Origin of the sequence: Amycolatopsis sp. MEPSY49 (assembly GCF_051337345.1) — a bacterium.
Taxonomy (GTDB): Bacteria; Actinomycetota; Actinomycetes; order Mycobacteriales; family Pseudonocardiaceae; genus Amycolatopsis.
Window position 1 is genome coordinate 210,392 of the sequence record NZ_JBDLYJ010000004.1, and the last position, 18,612, is coordinate 229,003.

Consider the following 18,612-nt stretch of genomic DNA (forward strand, 5'->3'; position numbering starts at 1 on the left):
CGCCGAAGGTGCCCTTCAGCCCGGTCATGCCACCGCGGGCTCCTCGTCCGCGAACTGCGTCGCGTGCAAAGTCGCGTACCGGCCACCGGCGGCCAGCAGTTCCTCGTGCGTTCCGCTCTCGACGATCTCCCCGTGCTCCAGCACCAGGATCTTGTCCGCCGCCCGCACCGTCGACAGCCGGTGCGCGATCACCAAAGCCGTCCGGCCCGCCAGCGCGTGCGTCAGCGCCTCGCCGACGGCCGCCTCGGACTCGGAGTCCAGGTGCGCGGTCGCCTCGTCCAGGATGACCACCTTCGGCTGGGCCAGCAGCAGCCGCGCGATCGTCAGCCGCTGGCGTTCGCCGCCCGACAAGCGGTAGCCGCGCTCCCCCACCGTCGTGTCGAGGCCGTCGGGCAGCGACCGCGCCAGCTCGCCGAGCCGCGCCCGCTCCAGCGCCTCCCAGATCTCGTCGTCCGTCACGCCCGGACGTGCGTAGGCGAGGTTGGCGCGGATCGTGTCGTGGAAGAGGTGCCCGTCCTGCGTTACCACGCCGACGGTTTCCCGCAGCGAAGCGAAAGTCAGGTCCCGGACGTCCACATCGGACAGCCGCACCGACCCGGAGTCCACGTCGTACAGCCGCGGCAGCAGCGACGCGATCGTCGACTTCCCCGCGCCCGAAGACCCGACCAGCGCGACCATCTGCCCCGGCTCGGCGCGGAACGAGATGCCGTGCAGCACCTCGTCGCCACCGCGGTGGTCGAGCGTGGCGACGTCTTCCAGCGACGCCAGCGAGTACCGGTCCGCCGCCGGGTACCCGAACCGGACGTCGGAGAACTCCACCGAGACGCCGTCCGAAGCCGGCAGGGAACGCGCCGACGGCTTCTCCTTGATCATCGGCTCCAGGTCCAGGACCTCGAAGACCCGCTCGAAGGACACGAGCGCGGTCATGACGTCGACGCGGACGTTGGCCAGCGCGGTCAGCGGCGCGTACAACCGCGTCAGCAGCAGCGCGAGCGCGACTACCGTGCCCGGCGCGAGCTTGCCGGTCAGCGCCAGGTACCCGCCGAGGCCGTAGACGAGCGCCTGCGCCAGCGCCGAAACCAGGGTCAGGCTGGTCATGAACCAGCGCGTCAGCATCGCGGTCCGGACGCCGATGTCGCGCACCCGCCCGGCCCGCAGCGCGAAGTCGTCCGCCTCCTGCACCGGCCGGCCGAAGAGCTTGACGAGCGTCGCGCCCGGCGCGGAGAACCGCTCGGTCATCTGCGTCGTCATGCCCGCGTTGAGGTTCGCGGCCTCGCGCTGCAGCCCGGCCATCCGGCGGCCGAGCCGGCGCGCCGGCAGCACGAAGATCGGCAGCAGCACCAGCGCGAGCACCGTGACCTGCCACGACAGCGTCAGCATGACGGCCAGCGACAGCGCCAGCTGGATCGTGTTGGTGACCAGGCCGGACAGCGTCGCGGTGAACGTCCGCTGCGCGCCGATGACGTCGTTGTTCAGCCGCGAGACCAGCGCGCCGGTGCGGGTGCGGGTGAAGAACGCGATCGGCATCCGCTGCACGTGCTCGAACACCGCGCGCCGCAGGTCGAAGATGATGCCCTCGCCGATGCGCGCGGACTGCCACCGCTCGACCAGGCCGAACCCGGCGTCGGCGATCGCCAGCGCGGCGATGACGACGGCGAGCCAGACGACCAGCGGCAGGTCACGCCCGCCGACGATCGCGTCGACCACCTTGCCCGCCAGCACCGGTGTCGTCACCGCGAGGACCGCCGAGACGACGGTCAGCACGAGGAAGGCCAGCAGCCGCCGCCAGTGCGGCCGCGCGAACCGCGCCACGCGTTTCAGCGTGCCGCGGCTCAGCCCCTTCGGCACGTCGTTGGCGCGCATCGCCGAGCTCAGCAGCGCCCAGGTGTTGTCCATGGGAACCCCCAGTCTCAAAACCTCTACTATAGCTGAGGTTTTCTCCGGATATGACCTGGACAACGCGGCCGCTGTCCGATTGCTTCCCGTCGCCGTTCACTCCCCGCGAACAACGCGGCGCAGCGCGCCCCGGAACTGCTCGGCATCCGCGAGAGGCGCCAGCAACTGCGTCTCGGCCTCGCGCGTCGCCTCCTCGCCCGCCGCGCGGACCCGCTCGCCTTCGCCGGTGAGCGTCACGAGGCGCTTGCGACGGTCGCCCGGCGCGACCTCGCGCCGGACCAGTCCCTTGTCCTCCAGCTCGTCGACGAGCGCGACCATCGTCGTCCGGTCGATGCCCAGCCGCGCCGCGCCGTCCTGTTGCGACAGCGCCGGGCCGTCGCCGAACAGCGTGAGCAGCGCGAGCTGGCGGCCGGTGATCCCCAGCGGCGCGTACCGCGGCTCGGCCAGTTCGGCGAGCCGCAGCTGGGCGTGCTTGAGCAGGTAACCGAGCCGCCGCGTGACGGCGGGCGGCGCACCGGGGTCGCTGGACATGCGAGAACTCTACCCTTACGCTGATCGTCAGTTATACTGATGATTCTTCGTACTGATAATCAGGAGACCACTATGACCACGATCGGGCTCAAGCCACCGCAGCAGCACCTCGGCGTCGCCGCGCTCCGCGAGGTCTGGGCCATCGCCGACGACGCCGGGTTCGACGGCTGCTGGGTGTTCGACCACCTCGCCCCGATGGGGCCCGACCGCACCGGCGACGTCTTCGACGGCTGGACGCTGCTGGCCGCGATGGCCGAGGCGACGAAGCGGGTGCGCATCGGCTGCCTGGTGTCGGGGAACACCAACCGCCACCCGGGCACCTTCGCGAAGATCGCCGCGACGGTCGACCACCTCTCCGGCGGCCGGCTCGACGTCGGCCTCGGCGCGGGCGGCGACGCGCTCACCGACGCGATGATGGGCACGCCGACGCCGCCGCCGGTCGAACGCGTCGAACGGCTCGCCGAAGCCTGCGAAATCCTCCGTCTGCTGTGGACTCGGCCGGCGACGGACTTCTCCGGGAAGCACTACCGGTTGACGGGCGCGCTCAGCGATCCCAAGCCGGTGCAGCCGAAGCCGCCGCTGTGGCTGGGCAGCAGCGGGGAGAAGCGCGGCCTGCGGGTCGTCGCCGAGCACGCCGACGTCTGGCTCAACGCGGCTCTGCCAGGCACGGAAATCGCCGAGCTGCAACGGCTTTCGCGCGTGCTCGACGAGCACTGCGCGGCGGTGGGCCGCAACCCGGCGACGATCCGCCGGGCCGTGCAGTTCCGGCTGCCGTCCGTTGCGGACAGTGCGCTGCGGCTCGCGCAAAGCTACGTCCAAGCGGGCTTCACCGAGCTGGTGCTGATGCCGACCGGGCACGACGACGTCGTCAAGGCGGCGGAAGCGGCCGCGGAACTCCTCCCCCGCCTGCGCGACGTCGGCTGAACCGGGCAGCGGGGCCCTCGGTAGCCTCAAGAGGTGGAAACGGAGGTGGGCCGGGCGCCCGCATGGCGGCGCACGGCACGGCTCTTCACGGCCCCCACGCGCGTACCCGGCGTCGCCGCCCTGCGCTGGGACCTGGGCTTCTACCTCGCCTGCCTGGCCTTCGCGCTGCCGACCGCGCTCTTCTCCGAGTTCTACGGCTACCGCGTCTGGGGTAACTTCGCGACCGTCGCGTACGGCTTCGGCGCGCTGCACAGCGGGTGGCTGCTGCTCTCCGCGCGCACCGGCCGTACGCCGCACGGAGTACTCGGCTCGCGCTGGTGCGGCATCGCCGCCGTCGCGTTGTTGGCAATGATCCTTCCGTTGCTGCTTCTGGTGATCCGGCGACTGACCGGCGTGGACTGGCTGATCACGCCGTTCTCGTGGGCCGCGCAGCCCGAGGTCTGGGTGATCGAGCGGTCCGCGGATCTGCTGCTGCACCACGGAACCCCGTACATCGACGTCACCGCGCTCAATCGGGCGCCGGAAGTCAACGACTACACCCCCTACGGCCCGGTCATGGCGGTCTTCGGCCTGCCGCGCGCGCTGTTCGGCGGCACCCCGCTCGCCGACGCGCTCACCGACGCCCGCTGGATGTTCGCCCTCGCCGCCTGCGCGTGCGTGCTGGGCACGTTGAAGCTGCTGAAGTGGCCGAAGGTGCCGGTCGGCGCCGCGCAGCTCGCGCTGGCCTGCCCGCTGACCGCGCTCACCTGGGCCGTCGCCGGGCCGGACCTGGCGATCGTCGGGTTGCTGGTGCTCGCCTGCGCGCTCGCCGCCACCGGGCGGACCGCGTGGTCGGGCCTGGTGCTGGCGCTGGTCGTCAGCGCGAAGCTCATCGTCGCGCCCGCGGCCGCGGTGCTGGTGGTGTTCGTGCTGGTACGGCGCGGAGAGGGCCTCGACTGGCCCGCGGCCGGGCGGTTCGCCTCAGCGCTGGTGGCGACGACGGCCGCGCTGCACCTGCCCGTCTACCTGGTGGATCCGGCGGCGTTCGTCGAGCACGTCTTCCGGTTCCCCCTCGGGATGGGCGCCGTGCGGTCGCCCGCGGCGAGCCCGTTGCCGGGCCACCTGATCGCCGAACTCGGCGCCTTCGGCCGGGTGACGGCGTTCGTGCTCGTCGGCGCCGCGGCCGTGGCCATGCTGGTCTGGCTGGTGCGCCGGCCCCCCGCGAACGGCTCCGGCGCAGTCCTGCGCATCGCCGTCGGACTCGGCGCGTTGATCCTGCTCACCCCGGCCACCCGCTACGGCTACCTGGTGTACCCGCTGGTCCTGCTCGGGGCCCACCTGGTGTTCCGCGTGGCCGAAGCTCCCGCTGCGCCCCCCGCGCAGCAGTCCTCGGCTACTTCTTCTTGACCCGGGTGGCCCCGCCGCGCCCCCGCAGCTGGACTCCGGACTCCGACAGCACCCGGTGGACGAACCCGTAGGACCGGCCCGTCGACTCCGCGAGGGCCCGGATGCTCGAGCCCTTCTCGTATTTCTTCTTCAGGTCAGCGGCCAGCTTGTCGCGCGTGTTGCCGGTGATCCGCGCGCCTTTCTTGAGATCAGCCACGTCGATCGCCTTCCCGCCGAGAGTGTTCTGGGCCACATATCGGCCCCTGCCGGGGCAATGATCGAACACTGAGCGCCGGATTGCCAGACGACAGCCGCAAAACAGCCGAAATTGCGATCACATTGGGCCATTCCAGTGCCGGGCGGGAGTGATCTTGCACCCGAATGGACGCATCGATCACGCGAGCTGGACAAGTTCCAGGTAGTCCGCCGACCAGTGGTCCTCGGTGCCGTCGGGCAGCAGGATGACCCGCTCGGGCTCGAGCGCCTCGACCGCGCCGGGGTCGTGCGTGACCAGCACGACGGCGCCCGCGAAGCTGCGCAAAGCGTCCAGGACCTGGGCCCGGCTGGCCGGGTCCAGGTTGTTCGTCGGCTCGTCGAGCAGCAACACGTTGGCAGCGCTGGAGACCAGGCCCGCCAGCGCGAGCCGGGTCTTCTCACCACCGGAAAGCGTCCCGGCGGGCTGGTCGAGTTGTTCGCCGGTGAAGAGGAACGAGCCGAGCAGGTTCCGCAACTCCTGAGCACCGGTGTCGGGTGAGAGATGTCGGATGTTTTCCCACACCGACGCATCATGATCAAGAGTTTCGTGTTCCTGAGCGTAATAGCCCAAACGCATTCCGTGACCCGGTACGATCTCGCCGGTGTCCGGGGTTTCCATTCCGCCGAGGAGCCGGAGCAAAGTCGTCTTTCCCGCGCCGTTCAACCCGAGTACGACGACCTTCGAACCGCGATCGATCGCGAGGTCGACCCCGGTGAAGATTTCCAGCGAGCCGTAGGACTTCGAGAGGCCTTCGGCGGTGAGCGGCGTGCGGCCGCAGGGGGCGGGGTCCGGGAACTTGATCCGGGCCACCTTGTCGGCCTGCCGGGTCTCGTCGAGCGCGGACAGCATCTGCTCGGCGCGGCGCGCCATGTTCTTGGCCGCCACGGCCTTCGTGGCCTTCGCGCCCAGCTTCGCGGCCTGCTGCTGCAGGGCCGACGCCTTCTTCTCGGCGTTGGCGCGTTCGCGGCGGCGGCGCTTCTCGTCGGTGGCGCGGGCGTCGAGGTAGCGCTGCCAGCCCATGTTGTACAGGTCGAGCTCGCCGCGGGTGGCGTCGAGGAACCACACCTTGTTGACGACGTCGGCCAGTAGCTCGACGTCGTGGCTGATCACGACCAGGCCGCCGTCGTGCTGCTTGAGGAACCCGCGCAGCCAGTTGATGGAGTCGGCGTCGAGGTGGTTGGTCGGCTCGTCGAGCAACAGGATCGTCTCGGACTTGCCGCCGGCGCCCGCTTCGGCCGCGGCGAACAGGATCCGCGCCAGCTCGACGCGACGGCGCTGCCCACCGGAGAGCGTCTGCAGCGTCTGGGCGAGGATGCGGTCGGCCAGGCCGAGGTTCGAGCAGATCCGCGCGGCTTCGCTCTCGGCGGCGTACCCGCCGAGCGACGCGAAGCGCTCTTCGAGCCGGGCGTAGCGGTTGATGGCCTTGTCGCGCGCGGCTTCGTCGACGAGCTCGGCCATCGAGGCCTGCGCCTTTTCCATGTCGCGCATCAGCTTGTCGAGGCCGCGCGCGGACAGCACGCGGTCCTTCGCCGTGACCGAGAGGTCGCCTTCGCGCGGGTCCTGCGGCAGGTAGCCGAGCTCACCGCTGCGGCGGACCTCGCCGGCGTGCGGCTCGCCTTCGCCGGCGAGGACCTTCAGCGAGGTGGTCTTGCCCGCGCCGTTGCGGCCGACGAGGCCGATGCGGTCGCCGGGCTGGATGCGGACGGTGACGCCGTTGAGCAGGATGCGCGAACCCGCGCGCAGCTCAAGGCCGGTGGCCGTGATCAAGGGGAACTCCCGTGGACGGGGGTGAACGGAGGACAGCGTCAGGCGGCCGCGGGGGCCGCGGCGTCACTCCAGCTGGATATCCACGGTCCCCAGTGTACGGGCCGGGGTCGAGCGGTTTTCCGGACGTGTGCGGTCTCACCCGTCGCGCAGGGTGACCTGCACCGACAGCGCCCGCGCGGCGGCGTCCTCGAGCACGGCGTAGCTCGGCTCGCCGACGTCCAGCACCCGTGGTTCCGCACGGGCGAACAGCGGCGTCAGCCGGCGGTCCTCGCGCAGCTCGTCGAGGGCCCGCCGGTCGCCGCCGAGCACGACGGCGTCCACTTCGGACAATCTCGGCACCAGGACTTCGAAGACGTCCTTGGCCGCGTCCTGGAGCGCGTGCCGCGCCTGACCCGCGCGACGGCGGGCGAAGCGCTGCTGCGACCAGCCGCCCGCGGCGGAGCGGCCCTGGACGAGGTGCCGGTCGGTGCGGGAGACCTCGATCCGGCCGTCCCGCGCGACGCCGACGCTGTGGCCGCCACGGCGCACCAGCACGAGGGCGATCGTCCGCGGCCGGAGTGCGTGCGCGACGAGCGTGTCGACGGAGGGTTCTTCGAGGGGTCCGAAAGGGACGGTCGCGGTCGCGGTGGCGCCGTCGGCCGCGGTCACGCGTACTTCGCGCGGTGCTCCCGAAGTGGCGACGATCCCGCCGTGCGAGGCGGCGAAGCGTTCGAACCAGCCGGCGAGCCGCTCCGGCGGTACCTCGACGGCGCGTCCGCCACCGGAGACCTGCCGCGCTTTCGCCATGGGGAAAACGGTACGGGGCCGCCGCGATCACCGCGACGGCCCCGCAACGAACTACTGCTTACAGCGGGTGGACCGGGCCGTTGTTCGTGTAGCCCCGCACGTTCGACGGCGCGCCGGCCGCCGGGGGCTGCACGAACCCGTTGATGTGCAGAGCGACCGAGCGGATCGAGCCGGCGTCGCCGCCCGCCGCGTCGACCACGCCGAACGTCCACGTGCCGTCGACCGCCGCGCCGGTCAGGCCGCCGGTCAGCGCCTGCGTCGGCCGCCACGAACCGGTGAACGGCGCGTTGGCCGAGGTCACCGTGCTGAACGCGGCCGCGGCGTTGTCCGCGAAGACGACCTGGCACAGGTTCTTGCCGGAGCCGCCGTTGCGCTGGAACACCGTCGCCTTGGCACCCGAAGGCGCCGTCAGCGTGCCGACCAGGTCACCGACGTAAGAGTGGTTGAGCCCCACCGTCGTCGAGGTCGGGTCGGTGCTGCACGTGGTGCCGTCCACCGAGAACGTCACCTTGGACGCGCGGCCGACCCCGGTGACCGGGATGCTCACCGACGCCCCGACCGGGCTGTTGTCCGGGATCGCCACCGGCGCGCCGGCGTAAGCGAAGTCCTGCGCGACCGGCGACGGGGTGCCGACCGGGAGCGAGAACGACGTCGTCGTCGGCGAGTGCGCCCCGGCGAAGGTGACGCGGGCGTTCAGCACGACCGGCGCGCCGAGCTGCTGTGTCGCCGGGACGGTGATGGTGAAGTCGTTGACGCCGGTCTGTCCCGGGCTGATGGTGCCGTAGGACTTGGACCGCGGCGCCACCGTGACACCCGGGGTCGGGCTGCTGAGCACGACGCTGGTGGACACGGCGGTGCCGTCGCCTTCGTTGGTCACCGGCAGCGTCACCTTGGCGGTGTCGCCCGGGTCGAGCGCGGAGCCGCCGTCGGCCGGGGTGACCGTCGGCTGCTTCGCCACGGCAAGGGGCTGCGGGCTGGCGCCAGTGTAGGCGAGCACCTTGTCCGCGAGGATGACGCCGGCGCCGGTGAAGTTGTCGCGGCCCGGGGTTTCGATGTCGATCGCGGTGTTGATCAGCGCCTCGCGCACCTCGGACGGCGGCAGGCCGGGGTTGCCGGACAGCACCAGCGAGGCGATGGCGGCCGCGTGCGGCGCGGCGGCCGAGGTGCCGAAGAACGGGTTGAACCCGGTCACGCTGGTCTGCACGCCGTCGGCCGCGGTGATCTCCGGCTTGTTCCGGACCTCGCCGCCGGTCGAGGACACGTTGCCCGGGGTGATGGGCGTGCCGTCGGCTTCGTAGAACACGCGGCGCGGGCCGTCGGAGGTGAACCGCTCGGCCTTGGTGGTGCTGCTGAACGCGCCGGGGTACGGGCCCGCCGGGTTGGCCGGGTCACCGGGCTCGAGGGCGCGGCCGAAGGCCTTGGCCGCCGGAGCCGCCGCGACGCTGAAGGCGTCCCGCGCGGCCGAGTGGCCGACCGTGACACCCGGGGTGTTGTAGGCCTTGAGGCCGTCCGCCGAGTCCTTGAACCGGCCGCGCAGCGCGGACAGCGACAGGTAGCGGTTCTGGCCGGAGAACTTCACGACGGCCAGGCGCAGCCCGGTGCCGCCGAAGAGCGGCGTCTGCAGGATCTCGTACGGGTCCTGGGTGCCGTCCTGGACGTTCTGGCTGAAGCTGACCACGGCCCCCGCGGCGTTGAGCAGGTAGAGGTCGTAGTCGTTGGCCGAGTGCCCGATCGGGTCGGACCAGTGCAGCGTCACCGGGACCCCGGCCGAGGAGGCGTCGGAGACGGGCTCGTAGATCTGGTTGCCCGCGGCGCCGGCGAAGTTGTGCGCGACACCGGCGAACTTGCCGACCGACTTGCCGGAGTCGACGAAGTCGCCTTCCCAGTGCCCGGCGGTGCCGTCGGCGACGTTGCCCTCGTTGCCCGCCGACGAGAAGTACAGCGCGCCGTCCGCGGTCACGTCGTTCACGGCCTGGGCGATGATCCAGTCCTGGAACGGGGATTCCTTGAAGTAGATGACGTCGTCGACGATGACGTCGCAGTGCGACTCGAAGCGCAGCTTGCGGATGTTGTCCGCGAAGCTGGCGTCGGAGTTGAACGCCGAGGCGAAGCCGAGCGCGGCGTTGGGCGCGAGGTCGTGGATGATCTCGAGCATCGCGGTGCCCTCGTCGCCCTCGCCCTCCTGACCGGCGATGACGTCGACGTTCGGCGGGAGCTCGCCCTTGGCCTGCGAGGCCGCGAGGGAGTCGACGCCGTCGGACAGCGCGCACGCCTTGACGCCGACGCCGGTGACGCCGAACTGCTGGCGGGCGAGGTCGGCGTTGTGGGCGCGGTCGCCCTCGCTGGTCAGGGTGGCGGCCGCGGCGGCGCTGCGCTGCGACTTCGCGGCGACCGCCTGCCGCAGCTCGCCCGCGATGCGGTCGGCCTTCTGCTGCTTGGTTTCCGTCTTGGCCGGCGTCGTCGCCGGGGTGGCCAGCTCGCGGGCGGTCATGGCCTGGTCGGCCTGCTCGACGCGCCGGACGTCGCCGCGCGCGGCGATCGCGGTGACCTGGTTGAGCGGGACCTCGGCGCGGACGCTGCCGTAGCGGTCGGACACCGCGCGGATGCCCGCCCCGGCCTTGGTCAGCGAGCCGATGAGGTCCGGGGTGACCTTGCTCGCGCGGATGTCGACCAGGACGGTCCCGGCCGAAGACACCGCGGCCCCCGACTGCAGCGCGGTCAGCTGCTTGGCGACGCCCTTTTCGGCGACGAGCAGCTTGCTGTCCACTTTGGATTCGGCGGCCGAGCGGCCGGTCTTGACCGCCTGCAGCGCGGCGATCTGCTGCTGGGCGGTTTCGGTGAAGGCGTCCGGTGTGGACGCGGTGGCGGCGCCCGCGGCGGGCGGCGACACGAGGCCGAGCGCGGCGAGCAGTGCCGCGGCTCCGGCGGTGAGGACGGTGGATCTCGATCTCGTGGAACGGGTACGACGCACGGGCGCCCTCCGAATCTCCAGGCGCGTGCCCCGACTCACGCTGACCGATCGCCGGTGATCACCGGCGGGATCAAGCTAAGTACGGTGAGTGCATCGTAAAAAGCGGCCGTTGGAGTGACAAAGGACGGATAATTTCCGGAACCGGCCACAGGTCGTAGGCCGTTCAGCGCAACCGGATGCCGATCACCGGACAACCACCGGACAACGGGTTCGCCACGTGCAACGGGCGTCCGCGGCGGCGAAACCCGTTACCGCGCGCTCAGAGCACGAACGAGTCCGACCACGGCTGCGTGGCCCGGCCCGACAGCGCGTCCAAAAGGGTCACCGCCTGCTTGTCGGTCAGCGAAGCCACGAAGTCCACGACCGCGCGGCCCCGCGCCAGGCCGCGCACGGCGTCCGGACCGGACACCGGCTCCCCGGTCGCGCCGACCAGCAGCTCCGGCGCCGTGCGCGCCAGCCCCGTGTACTCCGCGTGCGCCAGCTCGACCAGGTCGTGCAACCGCCGCGGCAGCCGCGAAACCTCGTCGCGGTCCGACAGCCACGCGTCGAGCGCGTCGACCAGGCTGGTCACCAGCCCGGCCTGGCCGCGCTGGTGCAGCGCGAGGTCCGGGCGCAGCAGCACGAACCGGCGGTGCACGAACTTGAGCACCTGGACCTCGTGCCACTGCGCGGGCCGCAGCGAGACGTGGCCGGCGCGGGTGGACGGGTTCGCCAGCACGAACACGCCGTCGACCAGGCGGGCGGTCCAGTTCGCGGAGAACGCCGCCGTCGCCTGCTCGGCCTCGATCGAGCCGTCGAACTCCCCGCCGAGCAGGCCGTCGACCAGTTCCGCGCGCACCCGCGCGACGGCCGCGGCGAAGGCGTCGTCGTCGACGATCCACGCGTCCTTGACGTGCATGCGGCGGCGGACGCGCTCGAGCGAGCGGCCCGGACGGCGCAGTTCGGCGTGCAGCGTCTCGTCGTCGAGCGCGGCCAGCTCGCCCGCGTGCTCCAGCCACTCCCCCAGCTCCGCCGCCACCGGCGCGTGCTGCAGGACGCCGATGCGGTGGAAGTCCTGCAGGTCGTGGATGGCGTAGGCGATGTCGTCGGCGGTGTCCATCACGGACGCTTCGACCGTCTGCTGCCAGCCTTCGACGCGCCCGGCGAACGCCGCGCGCGCCTGCTCGAAGTCGTCGAGTTCGGTGGCGTAGGCGGAGAACTTGGCCGCGCCGGTGCCGGGCAGGTCCTCGGGCTCGCCGGCCCCGCGCGGCGGGACGGCCATCGCCGACGGGTGCGGCGCCGGGTGGTGCAGCCGCAGCCACGGGTACTTGAGGACGGCGGCGCGCACCGCCGTGGTGAGGTCGAGCCCGATCGCCGACGGCCCGCGCACGTCGGTCGTGGTGATGATGCGGAACGACTGCGCGTTGCCCTCGAAGCCGTCGGCGAGGCCGAAGCGGTGCCGGGCGATGCGGTCCAGCGTCTGCTCGCCGAGGTGCCCGAACGGCGGGTGCCCGAGGTCGTGCGCGAGCGCGGCGGCTTCGGCGACGTCGGGGTCGCAGCCGCCCAGCTTGTCGGCCAGGCCGGCGTCGGGGCCAGTGGTGATCCGCTCGGCGACGGCGCGGGCGACCTGCGCGACCTTCAGGCTGTGGGTCAGCCGGTTGTGCAGCAGCCCGGCCCCGCCGGCGCTGACCACCTGCGTCACCCCGCCGAGACGGGCGAAGAACGGCGAGGCGGCGATGCGGTCGCGGTCGATCCGGAACGGGCTGGTCGCCAGGTCGGTGAACCCGCCGGCACCGGCCGCCGGGTCGCGCCGCAGCCTCCGCGGGTCGATCTCCTGATCCATGCGCCCGACCTTATCCGGCTTCACCCGAACGGCGGGCAGGCGCGTGGGTACCCCCCAGTCATGTCCCGAGCGATGGTCACCACGCTGGCAGCACTCTCGTTCGCCCTGGTCGCCTGCGGCGGCTCACCAGCCGCACCCGGCGCGAGTTCGCCACCGGAGCCGTCGTCGACCTCGGCGAAGCTGATCAAGGTCCCGGACGTCTCCGGCATGAACCACCAGGACGCCCAGAACGCGATGCAGCGCGCCGGCCTCTACAACCTGCGCGAAGTCGACGGCACCGGCCAGGGCCGCGCGCTGGTGGTCGACCGCAACTGGGTCCAGACGGGCCAGGACCCGGCCGCGGGCACCGAGGTCCCGGCCGACGCGGTGATCACGCTGACGGCGGTCAAGGCCGGCGAGCGTTAGGCTTCCGGCCCGGACCGCCGTCATGGCCGCCGAGCGCGGAGCCCCGGCCACCACCGAAACGCCGCCACCCTCCTGACCGCCGCCAACGCCGCCCGGCCCTAAGCCTCCGGCTGGGCCGTGTAGGCGGCCAGGCAGCGGTCGGCCTGGGCGCGGGCCTTCGCCTGGTCTTCGCCGCCCGCGACGTGGGCCTCGTACCAGGCTTCGTTCGCCGCCGTCACGAACCCGATCCCTTCCGGGGACGCCATCCAGGCCATCGCCTCGGCCGGGTCGACCACGTACCCGGGGTCGGCGGCCAGGTGCCGGACCAGGGCGGTCAGCGCCATGTCCCAGCCGACGCCGACCGCGCCCGGGCCGAATTGCTCCCAGTGGTCGTCGACGTGGGCCGTGTGCTCCAGCTCGAAGCGCGTGCCCGAGCCCTCGGGGGTGAGCCGGACCTCGATCCAGCTGACTCCGCCGTGCATCTCCCAGGTCGCGGCGAAGCTCTTCGGCGGGTCGCAGCGCTCGACCGTGCCGCCCGCGTTGCCCTCCAGCTGGTACTTCCCGCCGAGCTTGAGCTCGCCGCTGACCGGCAGGAACCAGCGCGGGATGCGCTCGGCGTTGGTCACCGCGTCCCACATGTCGTCGACGTCGGTGTCGTAGACCTGGCTGATGGTCATCACGCGCGCCTCCCCCGCTTCGAGCGCGCGGCGGCCGACCGTCCGGCGGACGGCGCTGATCTGGTGGCTGACCTCGATCACGAACTTTCTCCTTCGGTGTTTCGCCGGGCGCGCTTGCCGCGGGCGATTTCGGTGGCCAGTGCGTCGAGCGGCGGGGTCCAGAACCGGCGGAACCGGTCCAGCCAGGCGTCGACGTCGCGCAGCGGGTCGTGCCCGACCGCGTACAGCCGCCGCGTGCCGTCCTGGCGGACGACCGCGAAGCCGTTGTCCCGCAACACCTTCAGATGTTGCGACACCGCCGGCTGCGAGATGCCGAACTCGGCCCGGATCACCTCGGTCACCGCGCCGGCGGCCCGCTCGCCGTCGGCCAGCAGCTCGAGGATCCGGCGGCGGACCGGGTCGCCGAGGACGTCGAACGCGTGCACGTCGTCAAGCTACAAGCAGCCACTTATATAAGTCAAGCGTGAACCAGTGGCGGACGTCACGCTGCGTTACTCCGATGTGGGTAACGGTGGTGAACATCAGTCGACATCCGTTTCGTTTCGCGGCCGGACCCGCGACGATCGGGGCGTGAAGTCGCCACGCGCGGTCCGCTTCGCCTTCCAGCCGCTGTACAGCCTCCACACGGGGGGCGTCGTGGCTCACGAAGCGCTGGCCAGGCCGGGCCAGGGCACCGTCCCCGAGCTGCTCACCGAGGCGCGCCGCGAAGGCCGCCTCGCCGAGGTCGACCTCGGCCTCGCGATCGCCGCCGTCCGGCAGGACGAGACGGCGCTCCCCCTGCACCTCAACCTCTCCGCGCGGACCCTCGCGGCGCCGGCGGCGATGTACGACGACCTGCTGGCCGAGCTCGGGAACGCCGGGCGCCGCACCCGCGACGTCGTCCTCGAGATCGGGCCGCCGTTCGCGCCGCTGCCGGCCGACCGCGCGCTGGCCGGGATGCGCGCGCTCACCGAGCTCGGCTTCCGGCTCGCGCTCGACGGCCTCGGCCGCGGCGACCTGCCGCTCGGCCTGCTCGTCGACGCGCCCGTCGACCTGGTCAAGCTCGACCGCACGGTGCTGCGCGGGCTGCCGGACGACCAGGCGTCGGTCGCCGTCGTCGAGGCGCTGCTGCACTTCACCAACCGCACCGGCACGCGGCTGGTCGCGACCGGCGTGGAGACCGACGCGCAGCTCGACGCCGTCCGCGGCCTCGGCGTCCGGATCGCGCAGGGGAACCTGCTGGCCCCGCCGACCGCCGCCGGTCCCGCCCCGGCGCTGCTCACGCGGCCCCAGCAGGCCCCGCGCGCGCCGGGTCCGGCGCAGTGCGTCGGCGACTTCCTCCGGCCGGCCACGACGCTGCCGGAGTCCGCGACCTGCGACGAGGTCCGCGAGGTGCTGGCGGCGGCCGACGCGCCCTCGGGCGTCGTCGGGGTCGACGAGCTGAACCGGCCGCGCTGGTCGGTCGACCGGACGCGGTTCCTGGTCGCGGTCACCGGCCCGTACGGGCACGCGCTGCACGCGAAGCGCCCGGCGGCGCGGCTCGCGGACACGCCACACACGATCGAGGCCCGCGCGGGCGCGATGGAGTTCCTCGAGCTGGTCACCGACGCCGACTGGGGCCGCACCGGCGACGACGTCGTGGTGGTCGACGAGGCCGGCCGCTGCCTCGGCGTGGTGCTGGTGACCGAGGTGGTGCGCGGGGTGGCCGAGGCGAAGGTCGAGGCCGCGGCGGCGCTGAACCCGCTGACCCGGCTCCCGGGCAGTGACACGGTGGCCCGCGACGTCGCCCGCCGGATCACGATCGGCGAGCCGTTCGTGGCGGCGTGGCTGGACATCGACGCGTTCAAGGCGGTCAACGACACGGCGGGCTTCGCGGCGGGCGACGACCTGATCCGCGAACTGGGCGGCGCGCTGACGGCGTTGTCCGGGCAGCTGCGGCGGATGCGGGTGAGCCACGTGGGCGGCGACGACTTCCTGGTGGTCTGCGACGTCGACGAGATCGCGACGGTGGCGGGGGCGCTGCTGGACCGCCACTGGACGGCGGACGGGATGCCGGTGACGGTGTCGCTGGCGACGCTGGTGTGTGCGAGCGGGTCGATCCGGTCCTATCAGGAGGTTTCCCGGCTGCTGGCGCCGTTGAAGAAGCGCGCGAAGGCGGTGCCGGGGTCGAGCTGGGTGCTGAGCCGGCCGGGCGCGGACCGGGTGGAAGTGCTGCGCGGCATCGGCACCCGAGGTCTCCAGGCGGCCGCCGGTTAGGACGGGCCCAAGCGCCCCAATGCGGCCTTCGTTGCGTCTCACGCACCCAAGGCGCCTGCCAACTGGGTCCGGATTGCCTCGGTCGCCCAGGTCACGTAGTCCTCGTGCGGCCAGCCGCACACCCCGGTCAAGTGGTCGTAAGCCTCGTGCGACGTCAGCAACCCGATCGCATCAGCCAACCGGTCCGAAGCCGGCACCCCCGCCTCCTCGAGCCGTGCCACGATCTCCGCGCGGCGGGCCACCACCAATTCCGCGCGGACCGCCGCCACCGCGGGGTCGGCCATCGCCGCCGTCGTGAACGCGCGCCAGATCGGCAGCGACCGGCGGACGCCCGCGGCCAGCCGCGCGACCATCTCCGGCAGCTCCTCCAGCCTGCCGCGCCCCACCAGGCCGTCCAGGTTCACCGCGTCCGGGTTGCCCGCGAAGCCGTCCCGGAACGCGGCCAGCAGCAGGTCCGCCTTGCGCCCGGTCTGCGTGACCGTCTCCAGGCTCACCCCCGCCGCGGCCGCGATCTGCCGCATGCTCGTGCCCGCGTACCCGCGCTCGGCGAACAGCCGCCCCGCCGCCGCGACCACGTTCGCGCGGGTCTGCCGGGCTCGCGCCGAGCGCACCGGCGACGAGTAGTTCCGTCGTTCGGGTATCGTCATCAATTGGATAGTACAGCGTATCGGTCAATCAAGGGGGAGCCATGGCCCGCGTACTCGTCTGCGTCCAACCCGCTCGCGGCCACGTCGGCCCGACCAAGCCGATCGTCGAAGCCCTGCTCGCCGACGGCCACGACGTCACCGTCGTCACCGGCGAGCGCTACCGGGAGGCCTTCGGGAAAGCCACCGTGAAACTCCTGCCACCGGAAGCCGACTTCGACGAAACCGACCTCGACGGCTCGATCCCCGGCCGCGCCGGGAAACGCGGGCTGCGGCTCGCCCGGTTCGAACTCGCGAACTTCGTGAACACCCTGCCCGCCCAGCTGGGCGTCCTGGACCTCGACGTCGACGTCGTCCTGTGCGACCCGCTCTTCATGGCCGGTCTCGCGCTGGTCCGCCGCGAGCGCCGGCCACGCGTGCTGGTGCTGGGGTTCCTGCCGTTCATGCCCCCGGTGCCGAGCGGCCCGAACAGCGCGTTCCTGAAGGTGCTGGCACCGTGGGTGCTCGGGCCGGCGCAGCGACGGGCCCGTGCGGTGCTGGGCGAGGACCCCGGCATGCTCTTCGCGGACTGGCCCCTGCACAGCGACGGCGTCCTGCAGATGACGTGCCCCGGTTTCGAATATCCCCGCCCGAACGCGCCGCTGCACTTCATCGGCCCGACGACGGTCAGCGCCGCGAACGAGCACCCGCTGCCGCCGTGGTGGGCCGACCTCGACGGCTCCCGGCCGATCGTGCACGTGACCCAGGGAACGGTGGCCAACGACGACCTGAGCCGGCTCGTCGAACCCGCGATCGAGGCGCTGGCCGGCGAAAACGTGCTGCTCGTCGTGACGACGTGCGGCGGCACCCTGCGGCCCGGGCCGCTGCCGGCCAACGTCCGCGTCGCCGATTTCCTGCCCTACGACGACCTGCTCCCCCGCTGCGCCGCGGTGGTCACGAACGGCGGCTACGGCGGCGTCAACCACGCCCTCCGCTACGGCGTGCCGCTCGTCGTGGTCGGCGCCAGCGAGGACAAGCGCGAGGTCGCCGCCCGCGTCACCTGGTCCGGCGCGGGGATCGGCCGCGCCCGGAGTTCGGCCTCGCCGAAGGCGCTGCGGCGGGACGTCCGCGCCGTCCTGGACGAGCCGCGCTACCGTGACCGGGCGAAGGAGCTGGCCGCCGAGATGGCGGCCGGGCCGTCGATGGCCGAGGTGGTCGAGCTGATCACGACGAGCTGAACCGCTCGTCGACCTCCTCCGCCGTCAACCCGAAGTCCTCCAGGCGGTAGCGGTGCGCCGGCTTCCGGTCCCCCGACCGGCTTTCCGAGTGCAACGCGGTCATCGCCGCGCATGCCTCGTCCGTCAAGGACAGTCCGAAGTGGTCGTACACAGTGGACACCGTGCCGATCGGGTCGGCGACGAAGTCCTCGTACGCCACGTCGCAGAACTGGGCTGCGTCGTACTTCGCCCGCGCCGTGCGGAACTCTTCCGCGCCGCGGGCCCAGAGGTCGAGCTGGGACCTGCCGATCACCTCGCCGCGGAACTTCGCCGACCAGCCGTCGGCCGCCTTCTCGGCGAGGCTGCACATCGAGCCCATGATCGTGCTCGGCGCGCGGTGGGTCTGGATCACCAGCGCGTCCGGGTACGCCGCCATCAGCGCGTCCAGCGCGAACAGGTGGCTCGGGTTCTTGAGCACCCACCGCTTGCCCGCGTCCGGCAGCCCGATGAGCTGCAGGTTGCGCCGGTGCCGGGCGTACGCGTCCGTCCAGTCCTGCTTCGCGAGCCAGCGCGAGTACCGCGGCACGTGCGCCAGGCACTCGAAGGAGATCGACCGCATCGACTGGCGCAGCAGCTGCCAGCACTCCTCCACCTGGTCCGCGGACATGTGGTGCACACCCATGAACTCCGGGTGCTCGACGTGGTGGCGCTCGTAGCCGGCCTGGATCCCCTGGTACACCGGGTTGTCCGCCCACGTCTCCCGCGGCGGGCGCGGCTGCGGGACCTCGGCGAGCCAGACTTCCAGGCCCTGGTGCCCCGGGTCTTCGGCGAGCAGCCGGTGCAGCGCGGTCGTGCCGGTGCGGGGCAGGCCCGTCACGAAGATCGGCCGTTCGATCGCCACTTCCGCCGAGGCCGGATGCTGCTTCCAGCCCGCCTCACTGAGCAGCCGGGCGACGAGCGCGCCGCGCAGCATCGCGCGGTGCACCTTGTTGCCGTACGGCGTGAGGTCCTCGTCCGCCTCGTACGACTCCAGCAGCACGCGCAGGCCCTCGACGTACTCGTCCGGGCCGAAGTCGTCGAGGCCGGTGAGCTTCGTGGCCGACGCGTGCAGGTCCTCGACGGTGCCGACGTCTTCCCGGCCGGGACGCATGGAACCTC

General features: G+C 72.4%; 16 protein-coding genes. 5 read left to right on the forward strand and 11 right to left on the reverse strand.

The genetic code is table 11. The annotated features are described in order from the left end of the window. Positions 1–24: 24 nt before the first annotated feature. Both ABFJ78_RS20450 and ABFJ78_RS20455 read right to left on the reverse strand, forming a co-directional pair. Positions 25–1,896 (reverse strand): ABC transporter ATP-binding protein, encoded by a 1,872-nt coding sequence (locus ABFJ78_RS20450; RefSeq protein WP_436387967.1) that lies wholly within the window; start codon positions 1,894–1,896, stop codon positions 25–27. A gap of 96 nt (positions 1,897–1,992) precedes the next feature. Next, positions 1,993–2,427, reverse strand: coding sequence for a MarR family winged helix-turn-helix transcriptional regulator (locus ABFJ78_RS20455; protein WP_436387968.1), 435 nt, complete (start codon positions 2,425–2,427; stop codon positions 1,993–1,995). A 72-nt stretch (positions 2,428–2,499) separates the two neighbouring features. Here ABFJ78_RS20455 and ABFJ78_RS20460 point away from each other — a divergent pair, with 72 nt between their 5' ends. Continuing rightward, entirely contained in the window at positions 2,500–3,351 is an 852-nt protein-coding gene (locus ABFJ78_RS20460; RefSeq protein ID WP_436387969.1) for an LLM class flavin-dependent oxidoreductase, read from the forward strand. A gap of 45 nt (positions 3,352–3,396) precedes the next feature. Then, positions 3,397–4,737 carry a glycosyltransferase 87 family protein gene (locus tag ABFJ78_RS20465; RefSeq protein ID WP_436388410.1) on the forward strand — a complete coding sequence of 447 codons (1,341 nt, stop codon included), beginning with the start codon at positions 3,397–3,399 and terminating at the stop codon, positions 4,735–4,737. On the opposite strand, the gene ABFJ78_RS20470 is transcribed toward ABFJ78_RS20465, so the two are convergent. The 5 genes from ABFJ78_RS20470 to ABFJ78_RS20490 all read right to left on the reverse strand — a co-directional run bounded on the left by ABFJ78_RS20470 (position 4,724) and on the right by ABFJ78_RS20490 (position 12,318). Further along, on the reverse strand, positions 4,724–4,933 hold the full coding sequence (locus ABFJ78_RS20470) for a helix-turn-helix domain-containing protein (protein ID WP_003071237.1): 210 nt from the start codon (positions 4,931–4,933) through the stop codon (positions 4,724–4,726). The two genes, ABFJ78_RS20465 and ABFJ78_RS20470, sit on opposite strands and share 14 nt — an antisense overlap. Before the next feature lie 177 nt (positions 4,934–5,110). Next, positions 5,111–6,739 carry an ABC-F family ATP-binding cassette domain-containing protein gene (locus tag ABFJ78_RS20475; protein WP_436387970.1) on the reverse strand — a complete coding sequence of 543 codons (1,629 nt, stop codon included), beginning with the start codon at positions 6,737–6,739 and terminating at the stop codon, positions 5,111–5,113. 135 nt (positions 6,740–6,874) lie between these two features. Continuing rightward, positions 6,875–7,525: an acVLRF1 family peptidyl-tRNA hydrolase gene (locus ABFJ78_RS20480; protein WP_436387971.1), complete on the reverse strand. Its 651-nt coding sequence runs from the start codon at positions 7,523–7,525 to the stop codon at positions 6,875–6,877. A gap of 58 nt (positions 7,526–7,583) precedes the next feature. After that, on the reverse strand, positions 7,584–10,496 hold the full coding sequence (locus tag ABFJ78_RS20485; RefSeq protein ID WP_436387972.1) for a S8 family serine peptidase: 2,913 nt from the start codon (positions 10,494–10,496) through the stop codon (positions 7,584–7,586). Between the two features lie 259 nt (positions 10,497–10,755). Further along, positions 10,756–12,318: a deoxyguanosinetriphosphate triphosphohydrolase family protein gene (locus tag ABFJ78_RS20490; RefSeq protein ID WP_436387973.1), complete on the reverse strand. Its 1,563-nt coding sequence runs from the start codon at positions 12,316–12,318 to the stop codon at positions 10,756–10,758. Between the two features lie 60 nt (positions 12,319–12,378). Between ABFJ78_RS20490 and ABFJ78_RS20495 the strand changes: the two genes are divergently transcribed. Further along, the gene (locus ABFJ78_RS20495) at positions 12,379–12,723 is read left to right on the forward strand and encodes a PASTA domain-containing protein (protein WP_436387974.1); all 345 of its coding nucleotides are present in this window, start codon (positions 12,379–12,381) and stop codon (positions 12,721–12,723) included. Positions 12,724–12,821: 98 nt separating this feature from the next. Here ABFJ78_RS20495 and ABFJ78_RS20500 read toward each other — a convergent pair whose 3' ends face one another. Further along, positions 12,822–13,460 carry an SRPBCC family protein gene (locus ABFJ78_RS20500; RefSeq protein ID WP_436387975.1) on the reverse strand — a complete coding sequence of 213 codons (639 nt, stop codon included), beginning with the start codon at positions 13,458–13,460 and terminating at the stop codon, positions 12,822–12,824. Next, positions 13,457–13,804, reverse strand: a complete 348-nt coding sequence (locus ABFJ78_RS20505; RefSeq protein ID WP_436387976.1) for an ArsR/SmtB family transcription factor — start codon at positions 13,802–13,804, stop codon at positions 13,457–13,459. Before ABFJ78_RS20505 ends, ABFJ78_RS20500 begins: the two co-directional genes overlap by 4 nt. A gap of 145 nt (positions 13,805–13,949) precedes the next feature. Here ABFJ78_RS20505 and ABFJ78_RS20510 point away from each other — a divergent pair, with 145 nt between their 5' ends. After that, the gene (locus ABFJ78_RS20510; protein ID WP_436387977.1) at positions 13,950–15,614 is read left to right on the forward strand and encodes a GGDEF domain-containing protein; all 1,665 of its coding nucleotides are present in this window, start codon (positions 13,950–13,952) and stop codon (positions 15,612–15,614) included. Positions 15,615–15,652: 38 nt separating this feature from the next. Here the strand turns inward: ABFJ78_RS20510 and ABFJ78_RS20515 are convergent, their stop codons facing one another. After that, entirely contained in the window at positions 15,653–16,261 is a 609-nt protein-coding gene (locus ABFJ78_RS20515) for a TetR/AcrR family transcriptional regulator (RefSeq protein WP_436387978.1), read from the reverse strand. 41 nt (positions 16,262–16,302) lie between these two features. Here ABFJ78_RS20515 and ABFJ78_RS20520 point away from each other — a divergent pair, with 41 nt between their 5' ends. Next, positions 16,303–17,475: a glycosyltransferase gene (locus ABFJ78_RS20520; RefSeq protein WP_436387979.1), complete on the forward strand. Its 1,173-nt coding sequence runs from the start codon at positions 16,303–16,305 to the stop codon at positions 17,473–17,475. Here ABFJ78_RS20520 and ABFJ78_RS20525 read toward each other — a convergent pair. Next, positions 17,462–18,604: a sulfotransferase family protein gene (locus ABFJ78_RS20525; protein WP_436387980.1), complete on the reverse strand. Its 1,143-nt coding sequence runs from the start codon at positions 18,602–18,604 to the stop codon at positions 17,462–17,464. The two genes, ABFJ78_RS20520 and ABFJ78_RS20525, sit on opposite strands and share 14 nt — an antisense overlap. Positions 18,605–18,612 lie beyond the last annotated feature (8 nt).

Excerpts from the sequence above, each read along its gene's own strand:
- ABFJ78_RS20480 (WP_436387971.1), bottom strand. The coding sequence starts at position 7,525 with ATGGCGAAAGCGCGGCAGGTCTCCGGTGGCGGACGCGCCGTCGAGGTA.
- ABFJ78_RS20520 (WP_436387979.1), top strand. The coding sequence starts at position 16,303 with ATGGCCCGCGTACTCGTCTGCGTCCAACCCGCTCGCGGCCACGTCGGC.
- ABFJ78_RS20490 (WP_436387973.1), bottom strand. The coding sequence starts at position 12,318 with ATGGATCAGGAGATCGACCCGCGGAGGCTGCGGCGCGACCCGGCGGCC.
- ABFJ78_RS20450 (WP_436387967.1), bottom strand. The coding sequence starts at position 1,896 with ATGGACAACACCTGGGCGCTGCTGAGCTCGGCGATGCGCGCCAACGAC.
- ABFJ78_RS20460 (WP_436387969.1), top strand. The coding sequence starts at position 2,500 with ATGACCACGATCGGGCTCAAGCCACCGCAGCAGCACCTCGGCGTCGCC.
- ABFJ78_RS20455 (WP_436387968.1), bottom strand. The coding sequence starts at position 2,427 with ATGTCCAGCGACCCCGGTGCGCCGCCCGCCGTCACGCGGCGGCTCGGT.
- ABFJ78_RS20525 (WP_436387980.1), bottom strand. The coding sequence starts at position 18,604 with ATGCGTCCCGGCCGGGAAGACGTCGGCACCGTCGAGGACCTGCACGCG.
- ABFJ78_RS20495 (WP_436387974.1), top strand. The coding sequence starts at position 12,379 with ATGTCCCGAGCGATGGTCACCACGCTGGCAGCACTCTCGTTCGCCCTG.
- ABFJ78_RS20515 (WP_436387978.1), bottom strand. The coding sequence starts at position 16,261 with ATGACGATACCCGAACGACGGAACTACTCGTCGCCGGTGCGCTCGGCG.